The organism is Klebsiella sp. BIGb0399 (assembly GCF_003752615.1).
Classification (GTDB): domain Bacteria; phylum Pseudomonadota; class Gammaproteobacteria; order Enterobacterales; family Enterobacteriaceae; genus Klebsiella; species Klebsiella lignicola.
In genome coordinates this window covers 1-15,848 of sequence record NZ_RKHT01000011.1, presented here as the reverse complement: position 1 = coordinate 15,848, position 15,848 = coordinate 1, and the positions used below count along the sequence as shown (strand labels likewise).

Sequence of the window (15,848 nt, the reverse complement as noted above, 5' to 3'; positions counted from 1 at the left end):
GTTAATAAAAAACCCCGGTCGCGCGATGCTGGCCGGGGTTTTTGTTGCCCGGATAAGGCCTAAACGGCGCTATCCGGGGCTGGTTTGCGGCGAGATTAGCCGGTGTTACGCATACCGGCAGCAACGCCGGCGATGGTGACCATCAGCGCCTGTTCGACGCGTGGGTCCGGCTCTTTGCCTTCTTCTTCCGCCAGACGCGAACGGTGCAGCAGCTCTGCCTGCAGAACGTTCAGCGGGTCAGTATAGATGTTACGCAGCTGGATAGACTCGGCGATCCACGGCAGGTCGGCCATCAGGTGGGAATCGTTCGCAATATCCAGTACCACGTTGATCCCGGTAGAGAGCAGCTCGCGCAGTTCTGCACCCAGCTTCCACAGCTCCGGGGTCACCAGGCGCTGATCGTAATATTCCGCCAGCCACAGGTCGGCTTTCGAGAACACCATTTCCAGCATGCCGAGACGGGTAGAGAAGAACGGCCAGTCGCGACACATCGTTTCGAGCTCGCTCTGTTTGCCATCTTCCACCACTTTCTGCAGCGCGGTGCCTGCACCAAGCCAGGCCGGCAGCATCAGACGGTTTTGCGTCCAGGCGAAAATCCACGGAATGGCGCGCAGAGACTCGACGCCACCGGTCGCACGGCGTTTTGCCGGACGGGAACCCAGCGGCAGTTTACCCAGCTCCTGCTCCGGCGTTGCGGAGCGGAAGTACGGGACGAAGTCTTTATTTTCAAGCACATAGCCACGGTACATCTTGCAGGAGATGTCAGACAGCTCGGCCATGATATGGCGCCATTCCGGTTTTGGTTCCGGCGGCGGCAGCAGGTTGGCTTCCAGCACCGCGCTGGTATACAGCGACAGGCTGCTGATGGTGACTTCAGGCAGGCCGTATTTAAAGCGAATCATCTCGCCCTGTTCGGTCACGCGCAGGCCGCCTTTCAGGCTACCTGGAGGCTGAGACAGCAGCGCGGCGTGTGCCGGTGCGCCACCACGACCGATGGAACCGCCGCGGCCGTGGAACAGCGTCAGCTCAATCCCGGCTTTTTCGCAGGTTTTGATCAACGCGTCCTGTGCCTGATACTGCGCCCACGATGCTGCCATGACGCCGGCATCTTTTGCGGAGTCAGAGTAGCCAATCATGACCATCTGTTTGCCCTGAATAAAGCCGCGATACCAGTCGATATTCAGCAACTGGGTCATTACGTCATTGGCGTTATTCAGGTCGTCCAGGGTTTCAAACAACGGCGCGACCGGCAGGGCGAAGCCAATACCGGACTCTTTCAGCAGTAGATGCACGGCCAACACGTCGGACGGGGTCTTCGCCATTGAGATCACATACGCGGCGATGGATCCGTACGGCGCCTCGGCGATCACTTTACAGGTGTCGAGGACTTCACGGGTTTCGTTGCTTGGCTCCCACTGACGCGGCAGCAGCGGACGTTTGGAATTCAGTTCGCGGATCAGGAACGCCTGTTTGTCGGCTTCTGACCAGCTTTCGTAATCGCCGATACCCAGATAGCGGGTCATTTCGCCCAGCGCTTCGGTATGACGGGTGCTTTCCTGACGAATGTCGATACGCACCAGCGGTACGCCGAAAGATTTCACGCGGCGCAGCGTATCCAGCAGTTCGCCGTTGGCGATGATGCCCATGCCGCAGGACTGCAGCGACTTATAGCAGGCGTAAAGCGGTTCCCACAGCTGTTCGTTCTGGGTAATCAGGCCTGCCGGCTTCGGCAGTTTCTGCCCCTTCAGGCGGGCTTCCAGCCAGGTCTGAGTTTCCATCAGCTGGGTACGCAGCTTTTTCATCAGATAGCGGTACGGTTCCTGTGCCCCTTCCGCGCCGGCCAGTTCGCGCAGCTCGTCGGTGCATTCAACCATCGACAGTTCAGAGATCAGCAGCTGAATATCTTTCAGGAACAGGTCGGTCGCCTTCCAGCGGCTCAGCAGCAGCACGTGACGAGTAATATCGGCGGTGACATTCGGGTTACCGTCGCGGTCGCCGCCCATCCAGGAGGTGAAACGCACCGGGACGAAGTCTACCGGCAGCTGATAGCCGAGGTTCTCTTCCAGCTGTTCGTTCAGCTCGCGCAGGTAGTTTGGCACCCCTTCCCACAGGCTGTTTTCAACAACGGCAAAACCCCATTTTGCTTCATCAACCGGCGTCGGGCGGTATTTACGGATTTCATCCGTATGCCAGGACTGGGCAATCAGCTGGCGCAGACGGCGCATCAGCTGGTGGTGCTCGTAGTCAGCGATATCTTTGTTATCAAGCTGCTTCAGGCAGTTGTTCACTTCCACCATTTTGTGGATCAGCGTACGGCGGGTGATCTCGGTGGGGTGAGCGGTAAGCACCAGCTCCAGAGACAGGGACTCCACCGCTTTCTTAATGGTCTCTTCGTTGAGATGAGGTTGGTCTTTGAGCTTTCTCAGGGTGCGGGCAATCACTTCCGGGTTGCTGGCCGCTTCACCGTTCGGTGAAATGCTGTGGTATTGCTCTGCGGTATTCGCCAGATTCAGAAACTGGCTGAAAGCACGGGCCACCGGCAGCAGCTCGTCATTGGACAAGTTTTGCAGCGTGGTCAGCAATTCCTGGCGGTTGGCTTCATTGCCGGCGCGAGAAGACTTGGACAATTTACGGATAGTTTCGACACGATCAAGAATGTTCTCTCCCAGCGCATCCTTGATGGTATCGCCTAGCACCTTACCGAGCATACTGACATTACTACGCAAAGCGGAATATTGTTCGTTCATGTTACCCCAGACACCCCATCTCATTTTATTTTGTTATATCCGGCGCTCTGCAACAGTGAGCATCGGATAAGCAGCCGTCTTTTATAAAGCCACGTAAAAACCCCCACGTCAATTGTTGCGAAATCGCTTCAGCAAACGAATAAATGACGGCAATTTGCGAAATTTAACTCAGAGGTCGCCTGATAAGCATTACTTATGGAAATGTGACCAGAATCACCGTCCCGCCCTGATAAAAGCGGCGGGAACGGACTGCCCTTAATGCCAGCAGAAATGATGGACAACCTGGGTAATTAGCTCCCGGGTCGGCTTAATAAAGCGGGTTTCCAGGTATTCATCCGGCTGGTGCGCCTGGTTGATGGAGCCAGGGCCTAATACTAACGTCGGACACAACGTCTGGATAAACGGCGCCTCGGTGCAGTAGTTCACCACTTCGGTTTGTGCGCCGAGCAGCTTTTCCACGACCTGAACCAGACGGTGGTCCGGCGGGCATTCGTAGCCGGGAATCGGCGGGTGCAGTTCGGATACCGTCAGGCGGCCCGGCCAGCGTTCGCTTACCGGCGCCAGCGCTTCATCCAGCAGTCCGTTAAGATCGTTGAGCGTCATGCCCGGCAGCGGGCGAATATCCATATGCAGCTCGCAGCAGGCGCAGATGCGGTTTGAGGCATCGCCGCCGTGAATCGCGCCGAGGTTGAGCGTCGGATACGGCACGGTAAACGCGGCGTAGTGATAACGCTCTTTTAAGTCGTCGCGTAGCTGCATGATGCGGCCGATAGCATCGTACATCAGCTCAATGGCATTCACGCCGCGCGCCGGATCGCTGGAGTGGCCGGACTGGCCCTGGATACGAATCGCGTTGGACATATGGCCTTTATGCGCTCGCACCGGCTGCAGAGAAGTCGGTTCGCCGATGATGGCGCAGTCCGGACGCAGCTGGGTGGTTTCGGCAAAGTAACGGGCGCCGGCCATACTGGTCTCTTCATCGGCGGTGGCCAGGATGTAGAGCGGCTTTTTCAGCGTGCTGACATCGACATCGCGCAGGGCATCAAGGATAAAGGCGAAAAAGCCTTTCATGTCGGCGGTGCCGAGACCGTACAGTTTGTTGTCGTGCTCGGTCAGGGCGAAAGGATCGCGGGTCCAGCGGCCGTCATCAAACGGCACGGTGTCGGTATGCCCGGCGAGCAGCAGACCGCCAGCGCCGTGGCCGGTACTGGCCAGCAGATTGAATTTATTGCGCGTCTCCGGTACCGGCTGGACTTCAACATTGAAGCCAATATCGCGGAACCAGCCAGCGAGTAAATTGATTAAAGTCTCATTACTTTGGTCCAGTGCTTCTTCGGTTGCACTGATGGAAGGTGTGGCGATCAATGCGCGGTAAATCTCGATAAAGGGCGGTAAATTGTTTTTCATTGTTGACACACCTCGGGTCATGATAGTATCAATATTCATGCATTATTTGTGAATAAAAATACATTATCGTTGAGCGTAAGAAAACCCATAAAATGCAGGGAGACTCTTACGGCTTAACTGGGTGAGGAAGCGAGATGCTTCCTGGGCAAATATGACGTAAGAAGGTGAAGAGCCCCGATGTTGAAGACGCTGATTGTGGGTGCCAGCGGTTATGCCGGCGCAGAGCTAGTGACCTATGTAAATCGCCATCCTCATATGACCATAACCGCTTTGACGGTCTCCGCGCAAAGCAATGATGCAGGGAAATTAATTTCCGATTTGCATCCTCAGCTGAAAGGCATTGTGGATCTGCCGCTGCAGCCGATGTCAGATATCAGCGAATTTAGCGCCGGCGTCGATGTTGTCTTCCTCGCGACCGCACATGAAGTGAGCCACGACCTGGCGCCGCAGTTTCTTGCCGCAGGCTGCGTGGTGTTCGACCTGTCCGGCGCCTTCCGCGTGAACGACGGTGCGTTCTACGAAAAATATTACGGTTTCACTCATCAGCATCCGGCCCTGCTTGAGCAGGCGGTTTACGGTCTGGCTGAGTGGAACGCTGACGCGCTGAAAGAGGCGAACTTAGTTGCTGTTCCAGGCTGCTATCCGACGGCGGCCCAGCTGTCGTTGAAACCGTTGATCGATGCGGACCTGCTGGATCTGAACCAGTGGCCGGTGATCAATGCGACCAGCGGCGTCAGCGGCGCAGGGCGTAAAGCGGCTATCAGTAATAGCTTCTGTGAAGTCAGCCTGCAGCCGTATGGCGTATTCAATCATCGTCACCACCCGGAAATCTCCACCCACCTTGGCGCGGAGGTTATTTTTACCCCTCACCTTGGTAATTTTAAACGTGGGATCCTCGAAACCATCACCTGCCGCCTGAAGCCTGGCGTGAGCAAAGATCAGGTTGCCGCCGTGTTCCAGCAGGCCTATGCCAATAAGCCGATGGTCCGTTTATATGATAAAGGCGTGCCGGCATTGAAAAACGTCGTGGGTCTGCCATTCTGTGATATCGGTTTTGCCGTTCAGGACCAGCACATTATTGTGGTGGCGGCGGAAGATAACCTGTTGAAAGGTGCGGCGGCACAGGCAATACAGTGCGCGAATATTCGTTTCGGCTACGCTGAGACGCAGTCTCTTATTTAAGGTGTGATGATGAACCCATTAATAATTAAGCTCGGCGGCGTGTTACTCGATAGCGAAGAAGCGCTGGAGCGCCTGTTTACCGCGCTGGTGAATTACCGTGAAGCCCATCATCGCCCGCTGATTATCGTGCACGGCGGTGGTTGTGTGGTGGATGAGCTGATGAAGCAGCTCAACCTGCCGGTGAACAAGAAAAATGGTCTGCGGGTTACGCCGGCGGATCAGATCGACATTATTACCGGCGCGCTGGCGGGAACCGCCAATAAAACGCTGCTGGCCTGGGCGAAAAAACACCATCTGGCTTCCGTGGGCCTGTTCCTCGGCGATGGCGATAGCGTTAAGGTGACGCAGCTGGACGAAGAACTGGGTCACGTTGGTCTGGCGCAGCCGGGTTCGCCTGCGCTGATTAACACCCTGCTGGCGGGCGGCTATCTGCCGGTGGTCAGCTCCATCGGGGTCACCGATGAAGGGCAACTGATGAACGTGAATGCCGATCAGGCGGCGACCGCGCTGGCGGCGACGCTCGGTGCGGACCTGATTCTGCTGTCCGATGTCAGCGGCATTCTCGATGGCAAGGGCCAGCGCATTGCGGAGATGACCGCGGCGAAGGCAGAGCAGCTGATCGAACAAGGCATTATTACCGACGGCATGATTGTGAAGGTGCATGCGGCACTGGATGCGGCACGCACGCTGGGCCGCCCGGTGGATATCGCCTCGTGGCGCCACGCGGAGCAGTTGCCGGCGTTGTTTAACGGCACGCCTATTGGCACGCGCATTCTGGCCTGATTTAACACAGTTGAAGACGGGAAGCACAGGGCTTCCCGGCAGCATAAAACCAAATTTGAAGGAAGCACATTATGGCACTTTGGGGCGGGCGTTTTACTCAGGCAGCCGATCAGCGGTTCAAACAGTTCAACGACTCTTTGCGCTTCGACTATCGCCTGGCGGAGCAGGATATTGTTGGCTCTGTCGCCTGGTCTAAAGCGCTGGTGACGGTGGGCGTGCTGAGTGCCGCCGAGCAACAGCAGCTGGAAGAGGCATTAGGTGTGCTGCTGGAAGAGGTGCGGGCGAACCCGCAGCAAATCCTTGAAAGCGACGCGGAAGATATTCACAGCTGGGTAGAAGGCAAGCTGATCGACAAAGTGGGTCAACTGGGTAAGAAGCTGCATACCGGGCGTAGCCGTAACGATCAGGTCGCCACTGACCTGAAGCTGTGGTGTAAAGACACGGTCGCCGAGCTGCTGTCGGCCAACCGCCAGCTGCAAAGCGCGCTGGTGGAGACAGCTCAGAGCAACCAGGATGCGGTGATGCCGGGGTATACCCACCTGCAGCGCGCGCAGCCGGTGACTTTTGCCCACTGGTGCCTGGCGTATGTTGAAATGCTGGCGCGTGATGAAAGCCGTCTGCAGGATGCCCTGAAACGTCTGGATGTCAGCCCGCTGGGCTGCGGCGCGCTGGCGGGAACCGCCTATGAAATCGACCGCGAGCAGCTGGCTGGCTGGTTGGGCTTTGCCTCGGCGACCCGCAACAGCCTCGATAGCGTTTCTGACCGTGACCACGTGTTGGAACTGCTCTCTGATGCATCGATTGGCATGGTGCACCTGTCACGCTTTGCCGAAGACCTGATTTTCTTTAATACCGGGGAAGCCGGTTTTATTGAGTTGTCCGACCGCGTCACCTCCGGTTCCTCTCTGATGCCGCAGAAGAAAAACCCGGATGCGCTGGAGCTTATCCGTGGTAAATGCGGCCGTGTTCAGGGCGCGCTGACCGGGATGATGATGACCCTGAAAGGTCTGCCGCTGGCGTACAACAAAGACATGCAGGAAGATAAAGAAGGGCTGTTCGACGCGCTCGATACCTGGCTGGACTGCCTGCATATGGCGGCGCTGGTGCTGGACGGTATTCAGGTTAAGCGTCCGCGTTGCGAAGAGGCGGCGCAGCAGGGCTATGCCAATGCCACTGAGCTGGCGGATTACCTGGTAGCGAAAGGGGTTCCGTTCCGCGAAGCGCACCATATCGTCGGTGAAGCGGTGGTAGAAGCGATCGCCCAGGGCAAGCCGCTGGAAGATCTGGCGCTGGCCGACCTGCAGAAATTTAGCAGCGTGATTGCCGATGATGTCTATCCGATTCTGTCGCTGCAGTCTTGCCTGGATAAGCGTTCGGCAAAAGGCGGCGTCTCACCGCAGCAGGTCGCTAAGGCAATTGACGACGCCAGACAGCGTCTGGTGTGAATGCGCTATTTTCACGGGTCATTCTAACGGAGTGAGTCGTCAAAGAGGCTCGGGCCATGCCCGGGCTTTTTTTATGCAAAAAAAAGCGGACACAAGGTCCGCAAAAGTTCACGTTGGCTTTAGTTGTTCGGTCAGGGAATATGATGAGGCCATCGTTGATTTTCTGACGTCGGCCTCGTTTCTGGGCTTATTATTGAACAGAAAACTTGATAGGGATAATCGTTCGTTGCTATGCTATCTATCGCCATGAACTATCATGGCGACGGAGGATGAATAATGAATATTCGCGATCTTGAATACCTGGTTGCGCTAGCCGAGCACCGCCATTTTCGGCGCGCGGCGGACTCCTGCCACGTCAGCCAACCCACGCTGAGCGGACAAATCCGCAAGCTGGAGGATGAACTTGGGGTCATGTTGCTGGAGCGCACCAGCCGTAAGGTTCTGTTTACCCAGGCCGGACTGTTGCTGGTGGATCAGGCGCGTACCGTGTTACGCGAAGTCAAAGTGCTCAAGGAAATGGCAAGTCAACAAGGTGAGACCATGTCCGGGCCGCTGCATATTGGCCTGATTCCGACAATTGGCCCTTATCTGTTGCCGCAAATAATACCGATGCTGCACCAGACTTTTCCAAAACTGGAAATGTATCTGCATGAAGCACAAACGCATCAACTGCTGGCTCAGCTCGACAGCGGTAAGCTGGACTGCGCGATCCTCGCGCTGGTGAAAGAGAGCGAGGCCTTTATTGAGGTCCCGCTGTTTGATGAGCCGATGATGCTGGCTATCTACGAAGATCACCCGTGGGCAAATCGCGATCGCGTGCCGATGTCTGATTTGGCCGGGGAAAAGCTGCTGATGCTGGAAGATGGCCACTGCCTGCGCGATCAGGCGATGGGCTTCTGTTTTGAGGCCGGTGCGGATGAAGATACCCATTTCCGCGCGACCAGTCTTGAAACGCTGCGCAACATGGTGGCCGCAGGTAGCGGCATCACGCTGCTGCCGGCGTTAGCGGTGCCGCAGGAGAGAAAACGCGATGGCGTGGTCTATATTCCGTGCATTAAGCCGGAACCAAGACGCACCATCGGTCTGGTATATCGTCCCGGTTCACCGCTGCGTAGTCGCTACGAGCATCTGGCGGAGGCCATCCGCGGCACCATGGATGGCCATTTCGACAAAGCGTTAAAACAGGCGGTTTAAGCCATTTAACGCGGCAACCCGATAGGCTTCCGCCATGGTCGGGTAGTTAAAGGTGGTGTTGACGAAGTACTCAATGGTGTTGCCACCACCTTTCTGCTCCATAATCGCCTGGCCGATATGAATAATCTCGGCCGCGCGTTCACCAAAGCAATGAATGCCCAGGATCTCTTTCGTTTCACGATGGAACAGGATCTTCAGGGTTCCCACGCTCATGCCGACGATTTGCGCGCGTGCCAGGTGTTTAAACGCCGCACGGCCCACTTCATATGGCACCTTCATCGCCGTCAGCTGCTGCTCGGTTTTACCCACGGAGCTGATTTCCGGAATGGTGTAGATACCGGTCGGGATATCTTCAATCAGGTGGGCAGAGGCCTCGCCTTTAATCAGCGCCTGCGCGGCGATGCGGCCTTGATCGTAGGCGGCGGACGCCAGGCTCGGATAACCGATAACGTCACCAACGGCATAGATATGCGGCAGCGCCGTCTGATACATGCTGTTCACTTTGATCTGGCCGCGGCTATCGGTTTTCAGGCCGATATTTTCCAGCGCCAGGGAATCGGTATTACCGGTACGGCCGTTGGCGTACAGCAGGCAGTCGGCTTTCAGTTTTTTGCCCGATTTCAAATGCATGATCACGCCGTCATCGACGGCTTCAATTTTCTCATACTCTTCGTTGTGGCGAATCACCACGCCGCTGTTCCAGAAGTGATAGGAGAGAGAGTCGGACATCTCCTGATCGAGGAACGCCAGCAGACGATCGCGGGTGTTGATCAGGTCGACCTTCACCTCCATGCCGCGGAAAATCGACGCATATTCGCAACCAATAACCCCGGCGCCGTAGATGATCACGTGGCGTGGTTCATGCTGCAGGCTGAGAATCGAATCGCTGTCGTACACGCGCGGATGGGAAAAATCGACATCGGCAGGATGGTAAGGGCGTGAGCCGCAGGCGATGACGAATTTTTCCGCGGTGATGGTCTCGACGGTACCATCGTGACATTCCAGCGCGAGGGTGTGCTCATCAACAAAGTGGGCGTTGCCCTGCAAAATTTCGCAGTGGTTGCGCTCATAGAAACCCTGACGCATATGGGTTTGTTGATTAATCACGCTGTCGGCATGGTTAAGAATGTCGGCAAAAGAAGAACGAAGAAGGCGGGAGTGGTCACTGTAGAGAGGGTTTTGGTTAAACTCGATAATACGACTGACGGCATGGCGGAGCGCTTTTGACGGGATGGTACCCCAGTGGGTACAGCCGCCGCCGACGTTATGATAGCGCTCGATAACGGCGACGCGCGCTCCCTGTTTAACCAGTCCCATGGCGGCGCCTTCACCGCCAGGGCCGGACCCAATCACGATTGCATCATAATCCCAAGAGTGCGACATGGCATTACTCACCTGTTTTATACATAAAATAAACACGATGATAACATTCGCCGGGCTTTAACCCAATTATCGTTGTGCTTTTTTGCGGCATAAAAGCAGAATCGGCTCGTAAACAATCATTCACAAAGCAGTGTAAACCGATTAGTTTTAATCTCTGGTATAGTGCCAGCAGGGCTATTGGAAGGATTCAGACATCGTGATGGGCGTAAGAGCGCTACAAAAAGAGAAAACCCGGCGTTCGCTGGTCGAAGCGGCATTCAGCCAGCTTAGCGCTGAGCGGAGTTTCGCCAGCTTGAGTTTACGTGAAGTCGCGCGCGAGGCGGGGATTGCCCCCACCTCCTTTTATCGCCATTTTCGTGATGTTGATGAGCTAGGTCTGACCATGGTCGACGAGAGTGGGCTCATGCTCCGCCAGCTGATGCGCCAGGCGCGGCAGCGTATCGCTAAAGGCGGTAGCGTGATTCGCACCTCCGTCTCCACATTTATGGAATTTATCGGCAATAACCCTAACGCATTCCGCCTGTTGTTGCGGGAACGTTCTGGCACTTCCGCGGCGTTTCGCGCCGCTGTCGCACGCGAAATTCAACATTTCATCGCGGAACTTGCCGACTATTTAGAAATCGAAAACCACATGCCACGCGCCTTTACCGAAGCGCAGGCTGAAGCTATGGTCACCATCGTGTTTAGTGCCGGCGCAGAAGCGCTGGATGTCGGTGTTGAACAACGTCGGCAGCTGGAAGAACGACTGGTACTGCAGCTCAGAATGATCTCGAAAGGGGCGTACTATTGGTATCGCCGCGAACAAGAAAAAATGTCACATCATTCCGAATAACGTGAAGGACGAGCAATGAAACACTCAGTTCAAGATAAAGGTACGTTGTTGCTGGCGCTGATCGCTGGCCTGTCCATTAATGGAACCTTCGCAGCCCTGTTCAGCTCGATTGTTCCCTTTTCCATCTTCCCGATTCTGTCGTTACTGCTGACGGTGTACTGTCTGCACCAGCGCTATCAGAATCGCAGCATGCCCGTGGGGCTGCCGGGCCTGGCGGCCGCCTGTTTTATTCTGGGCGTTCTGCTGTACAGCACCGTGGTGCGTGCGGAGTATCCGGATATCGGGTCTAACTTCTTCCCGGCGGTGCTGTCGGTGATCACCGTGTTCTGGATTGGCTACCGGATCCGCAACCGTAAGGACACGGCGGCAGAGTAAACCGGTCGTCGGGCTCACCCGGCAAACATCGCGTTGCCGGGTTCATTTCTTCCTTCTTACTTCTTCGTTAACAGCACGCCGCATTCCATATGATGGGTATACGGGAACTGATCGAACAGCGCCAGGCGTGTGACGTCGTGAGTCTGGCTTAAGGTTTCCAGATTCTGGCACAGGGTCTCCGGGTTACAGGAGATATACAGGATCCGTGGATACGCCTGCACCATCTTCTCGGTTTCACTGTCCAGACCGCTGCGCGGCGGATCGACAAAAATGGTCTCGCACTGATAGCTTTGTAGGTCGATACCCTGCAGGCGATTAAACTCTCGCACGCCGTTCATGGCCTGAGTAAACTCTTCTGCCGCCATGCGAATAATCTGCACGTTATCAATATGGTTAGCCGCAATGTTGTACTGGGCCGCTGCGACGGACGGTTTGGCGATCTCGGTTGCCAGTACGCGCTCAAAATTGCGCGCCAGCGCTAGCGAGAAGTTGCCGTTGCCGCAGTACAGCTCCAGTAAATCCCCCGTAGCGTCTTTGGTGGCATCCAGCGCCCATTCCAGCATCTGAATATTCATAGCGGCATTCGGCTGGGTGAAGCTGTTTTCAACCTGACGGTAGATCATCTCCCGGCCTGCGACCGGCAGACGCTCGTCGATGTAATCCTGGTCGAGCTCGATTTTGGTTTTTGTGGCCCGGCCAATCAGATGCACGTTCAGGTTTTGCGCCCGCAGCGCATCGCGCAGGGCGGTGGCCTGCTGACGCCACTCATCGTCGAGCTTTTTGTGGTACAGCAGCGAGACCACGGCCTGGTTGCTCATGGTCGTCAGGTAGTCGACCTGGAATAACTTATGGCGCAAAACCGGGTTGTTGCGAACACCGTCGAGGATGGCGGTCATCAGCTGATTGATAAGCTCGCTGGCTGCCGGGAAGCTATCAACGCGAATGCGGGATTTGGTCTGTTGATCAAACATGATGTGGTACAGGTCGTCGCCATCGTGCCACAGACGAAACTCAGCACGCATTCGATAATGGCTGACCGGCGAACGAAACACCTCCGGAACCGGCGCGGCAAAAGGCACCATCATTTTCTGCAGACGGACGACTTTCTCTGCCAGCTGCGCTTCATACTGTTCGGTCGGAAGATGTTCGGGGGTCATGATGCATCCTGAATAAAATAATTACGCGGGGATTGTAGGGAAAGCGCAGGGGATGTCCAGCCCGGATAAGGTTTCAAATATAATTATAGAAGTCTGGACATCTATATGTTTCTAATTATAGCATTGTGTAACCGGTCCTGTGAGTTAAAAGGGAATCCAGTGCAAATCTGGGGCTGACGCGCAGCGGTAAGGAAGGTGGGATGAACGCATTATGCAGACACTGCCGATAGTTGGTGGGAAGTCTTCATCCATAACACACCCCGAGCCCGAAGACCTGCCGGAATACGTCGCATTTGGTTTCTATCATCGCGTGCTACTGATGAAGCCAGCGGCATCCTTTATATGTTACGGATGCTTTTACAATGATTAAAAAAGCTTCGCTGATGACGGCACTCTCCGTCACGGCATTTTCTGGCTGGGCGCAAGACAGCAATTCAGACACGTTAGTGGTGACAGCAAATCGTTTTCAACAGCCGGTCAATACGGTGCTTGCGCCGACTGACGTGGTGACCCGGGAAGATATCGATCGCTGGCAGGCCAAGGATTTAAACGACGTCATGCGTCGACTGCCTGGTGTGGATGTTGCCCAGAATGGCGGAATGGGGCAGAGCTCGTCGCTGTTCATCCGCGGTACGGAAGCCAAACAGGTGCTGGTGCTGATCGATGGCGTTCCTACGCCTCGCCCTGGCATCACCAATAACCCCGACCTCAACCAAATACCGCTCTCGCTGGTGCAACGGGTGGAGTACATCCGTGGACCGCGCTCCGCGATTTATGGTTCCGGCGCGATGGGCGGGGTGATTAACGTCATTACCCACTCTGATAAAGAAGAATCTAAGATCACTGCGGGCGTCGGGTCGGAAGGCTATCAGCAATACGACGGCACTCTGCGTCATCGCTTCGGCGATACGGTTGCTACTGTGGCGGGCTCCTATGAGGGCAATAAAGGCTTTAACGTTCAGCCTGACTCCAGCTGGAGCCATGACCAGGATCGCGACGGCTTCCGCAGTAAAGCGTTCTGGGGCAGCCTCGAGCATAAATTCAACGATAACTTCGACGGCTTCTTCCGCGGTCGCAGCTATACCAACAACTCCGATTACGATCTGGGAAGTGCGCCCTACAGCGCGGCGTACAGCGCAGATGAAGAACAGCTCTATAACCAGAGCTGGGATGCGGGCCTGACCTACAGCTCCGGGATCTACTCTTCGCAGCTGATCGCCAGCTACCAGAAGGTGAAAGACTACAACTACAGCAGCATCTACGGCCGTTACAATGACGGTACGACGCTCGATCGCATGACGCAGCGTAATCTGCAGTGGGGAAACAATCTTGTTGTTGGTCACGGCTCGGTGAGCGCCGGTGTGGACTGGCAGCAGCAGCGACTGACCTCGTCGGACACGGTGATATCGGATACCTATAAGCGCGATAACACGGGTCTGTATCTGACCGGGCAACAGCAGTTTGGTGATGTGACGCTTGAGGCTTCCGGCCGCGAGGACCACGACGAGCAGTTTGGCTGGCACGGCACCTGGCAAACCACCGCCGGTTGGGAGTTCGTGGAGAATTATCGCGTCACCCTGGGCTACGGCACCGGCTTCCTCGCGCCTTCTCTGGGGCAACAGTTCGGCTCCGCCCGCTTTGGCATCAACTCAAACCCGAACCTGAAGCCTGAAGAGTCTAAGCAGTGGGAAGCCGGACTTGAAGGACTCACCGGTCCGCTGGACTGGCGACTGTCGGCGTATCACTACAAGATTTCGAATCTGATTACCTATTACTCGGATCCTGTCACCTATGACGGTGAGTATGACAATATCAATTCCGCGACCATTAAAGGTGTGGAGTGGACGGGTAATATTGATACCGGCATCTTCAGCCATCGCGTGACGTTGCAGTATGTCGATCCGCGCAATGACGACAACGGCGAAGTCCTGGCCAGACGTTCTAAACGCCAGGCTAAATACCAGCTCGACTGGACGATGTTCAAGGTCGATATGGATATCTCGTGGCAGTATTACGGTAAGCGCTACGACAACAACACGTCTCAGTACAATCCGACGCAGCGAATTTTGCCAAGCTACAGCACGGTTGACGTTTCTGCCGCGTATCCGATCACCGATCGCCTGACAGTTCGTGGTAAAATAGCCAACCTGTTCGATAAAGATTACGAGACAGCTTATGGCTACCAAACTGCAGGACGAGAATACTACTTGTCTGGCAGCTACACCTTCTGATCCACGTCCCACCGTACTGGTGTTTGATTCCGGTGTCGGTGGGTTGTCGGTTTATAATGAGATCCGGCAGCTGCTGCCGGATCTGCATTACATCTACGCTTTCGATAACGTTGCTTTTCCTTATGGGGAAAAGAGTGAAGAATTTATCGTTGAACGCGTACTCGAGATTGTCACCGCAGTTCAGCGGCGTTATCCACTGGCGCTAGCCGTCATTGCCTGTAACACCGCCAGTACCGTCTCTCTTCCTGCACTGCGCGACAAATTCGGCTTTCCCGTGGTGGGTGTGGTGCCGGCGATTAAGCCTGCGGCCCGACTCACGGCGAACGGTATTGTCGGCCTGCTAGCCACCCGCGGTACGGTTAAGCGTCCTTATACGCGTGAGCTAATCAGCCGCTTTGCCAATGAATGTAAGATAGAGATGCTGGGTTCTGCGGAACTGGTTGAGCTGGCAGAAGCGAAGCTGCAGGGCGAGCCGGTCCCGCTGGATGAGTTACGCCGTATTCTGCGTCCCTGGCTGCGAATGTCAGAGCCGCCCGATACCGTGGTGCTGGGCTGCACGCATTTCCCGCTGTTACAGGAAGAACTGCAGCAGGTCTTGCCGGAAGGCACGCGAATGATTGATTCCGGAGCCGCAATTGCCCGCCGTACCGTCTGGCTGCTGGAGCACGAAGCACCAGATGCAAAATCCAGTGATCCTAATATTGCCTATTGCATGGCGCTGACCGCCGGAACCGAGCAACTTTTACCCGTTTTACAGCGTTATGGCTTTGAGACGCTGGAAAAACTGCCGCTTTAAGGGTGTTTTGCACAAAAAAGAGACGGTTGAAAAGTTTTTTTAAAACAGGGCTTGTCAACGTCTCAGAACTCCCTATAATGCGCCTCCACTGACACGGAACAACGGCAAGCAAGCCGCCGGGTCAGAAGGGTTTCTCCGGAAATTCTGACAGAGAAAAGCGAAAACAAATGCTTGACTCTGAATGAGGAAAACGTATTATACGGGACCTCGCAACGGTGAGTGAAAGCCGCGTTGCACTGCTCTTTAACAATTTATCAGACAATCTGTGTGGGCACTCAAAGTGACATGGATTCTTAACGTCCTCGGACGAAAAATG

12 protein-coding genes and 1 riboswitch are annotated in these 15,848 nt (G+C 55.5%); of the genes, 8 read left to right on the top strand and 4 right to left on the bottom strand.

Annotated elements, in window-relative coordinates; genetic code table 11:
* Positions 1-95: 95 nt before the first annotated feature.
* Both ppc and argE read right to left on the bottom strand, forming a co-directional pair.
* Complete coding sequence (gene ppc, locus EDF82_RS24100) at positions 96-2,747, bottom strand: phosphoenolpyruvate carboxylase (RefSeq protein WP_123757996.1); 2,652 nt, start codon at positions 2,745-2,747, stop codon at positions 96-98.
* A gap of 255 nt (positions 2,748-3,002) precedes the next feature.
* Positions 3,003-4,154: an acetylornithine deacetylase gene (gene argE / locus EDF82_RS24095; protein WP_123757995.1), complete on the bottom strand. Its 1,152-nt coding sequence runs from the start codon at positions 4,152-4,154 to the stop codon at positions 3,003-3,005.
* A 177-nt stretch (positions 4,155-4,331) separates the two neighbouring features.
* Between argE and argC the strand changes: the two genes are divergently transcribed.
* From argC to oxyR, 4 genes are all read left to right on the top strand, one after another.
* Positions 4,332-5,336, top strand: coding sequence for an N-acetyl-gamma-glutamyl-phosphate reductase (argC, locus tag EDF82_RS24090; protein WP_123757994.1), 1,005 nt, complete (start codon positions 4,332-4,334; stop codon positions 5,334-5,336).
* Between the two features lie 6 nt (positions 5,337-5,342).
* A complete protein-coding gene (gene argB, locus EDF82_RS24085) occupies positions 5,343-6,119 on the top strand; it encodes an acetylglutamate kinase (protein ID WP_123757993.1) in 777 nt (258 codons plus the stop codon).
* Between the two features lie 71 nt (positions 6,120-6,190).
* Positions 6,191-7,564, top strand: a complete 1,374-nt coding sequence (gene argH, locus EDF82_RS24080) for an argininosuccinate lyase (RefSeq protein ID WP_123757992.1) — start codon at positions 6,191-6,193, stop codon at positions 7,562-7,564.
* A gap of 276 nt (positions 7,565-7,840) precedes the next feature.
* Entirely contained in the window at positions 7,841-8,758 is a 918-nt protein-coding gene (gene oxyR, locus EDF82_RS24075) for a DNA-binding transcriptional regulator OxyR (RefSeq protein ID WP_123757991.1), read from the top strand.
* Here oxyR and sthA read toward each other — a convergent pair.
* Positions 8,741-10,141 carry a Si-specific NAD(P)(+) transhydrogenase gene (gene sthA / locus EDF82_RS24070; protein ID WP_123757990.1) on the bottom strand — a complete coding sequence of 467 codons (1,401 nt, stop codon included), beginning with the start codon at positions 10,139-10,141 and terminating at the stop codon, positions 8,741-8,743. The two genes, oxyR and sthA, sit on opposite strands and share 18 nt — an antisense overlap.
* A 196-nt stretch (positions 10,142-10,337) precedes the next feature.
* Between sthA and fabR the strand changes: the two genes are divergently transcribed.
* The gene (gene fabR / locus EDF82_RS24065) at positions 10,338-10,973 is read left to right on the top strand and encodes an HTH-type transcriptional repressor FabR (protein WP_123757989.1); all 636 of its coding nucleotides are present in this window, start codon (positions 10,338-10,340) and stop codon (positions 10,971-10,973) included.
* 15 nt (positions 10,974-10,988) lie between these two features.
* The gene (locus EDF82_RS24060; RefSeq protein ID WP_123757988.1) at positions 10,989-11,348 is read left to right on the top strand and encodes a YijD family membrane protein; all 360 of its coding nucleotides are present in this window, start codon (positions 10,989-10,991) and stop codon (positions 11,346-11,348) included.
* Positions 11,349-11,404: 56 nt separating this feature from the next.
* Here EDF82_RS24060 and trmA read toward each other — a convergent pair whose 3' ends face one another.
* Positions 11,405-12,505, bottom strand: coding sequence for a tRNA (uridine(54)-C5)-methyltransferase TrmA (gene trmA / locus EDF82_RS24055; protein WP_123757987.1), 1,101 nt, complete (start codon positions 12,503-12,505; stop codon positions 11,405-11,407).
* Positions 12,506-12,620: 115 nt separating this feature from the next.
* Positions 12,621-12,802: riboswitch (cobalamin riboswitch) on the top strand.
* 65 nt (positions 12,803-12,867) lie between these two features.
* Between trmA and btuB the strand changes: the two genes are divergently transcribed.
* The gene (btuB, locus tag EDF82_RS24050; RefSeq protein ID WP_123757986.1) at positions 12,868-14,736 is read left to right on the top strand and encodes a TonB-dependent vitamin B12 receptor BtuB; all 1,869 of its coding nucleotides are present in this window, start codon (positions 12,868-12,870) and stop codon (positions 14,734-14,736) included.
* On the top strand, positions 14,681-15,532 hold the full coding sequence (murI, locus tag EDF82_RS24045) for a glutamate racemase (RefSeq protein WP_123757985.1): 852 nt from the start codon (positions 14,681-14,683) through the stop codon (positions 15,530-15,532). The genes btuB and murI overlap by 56 nt, the downstream gene beginning before the upstream one ends.
* The last annotated feature ends 316 nt before the right edge of the window (positions 15,533-15,848 follow it).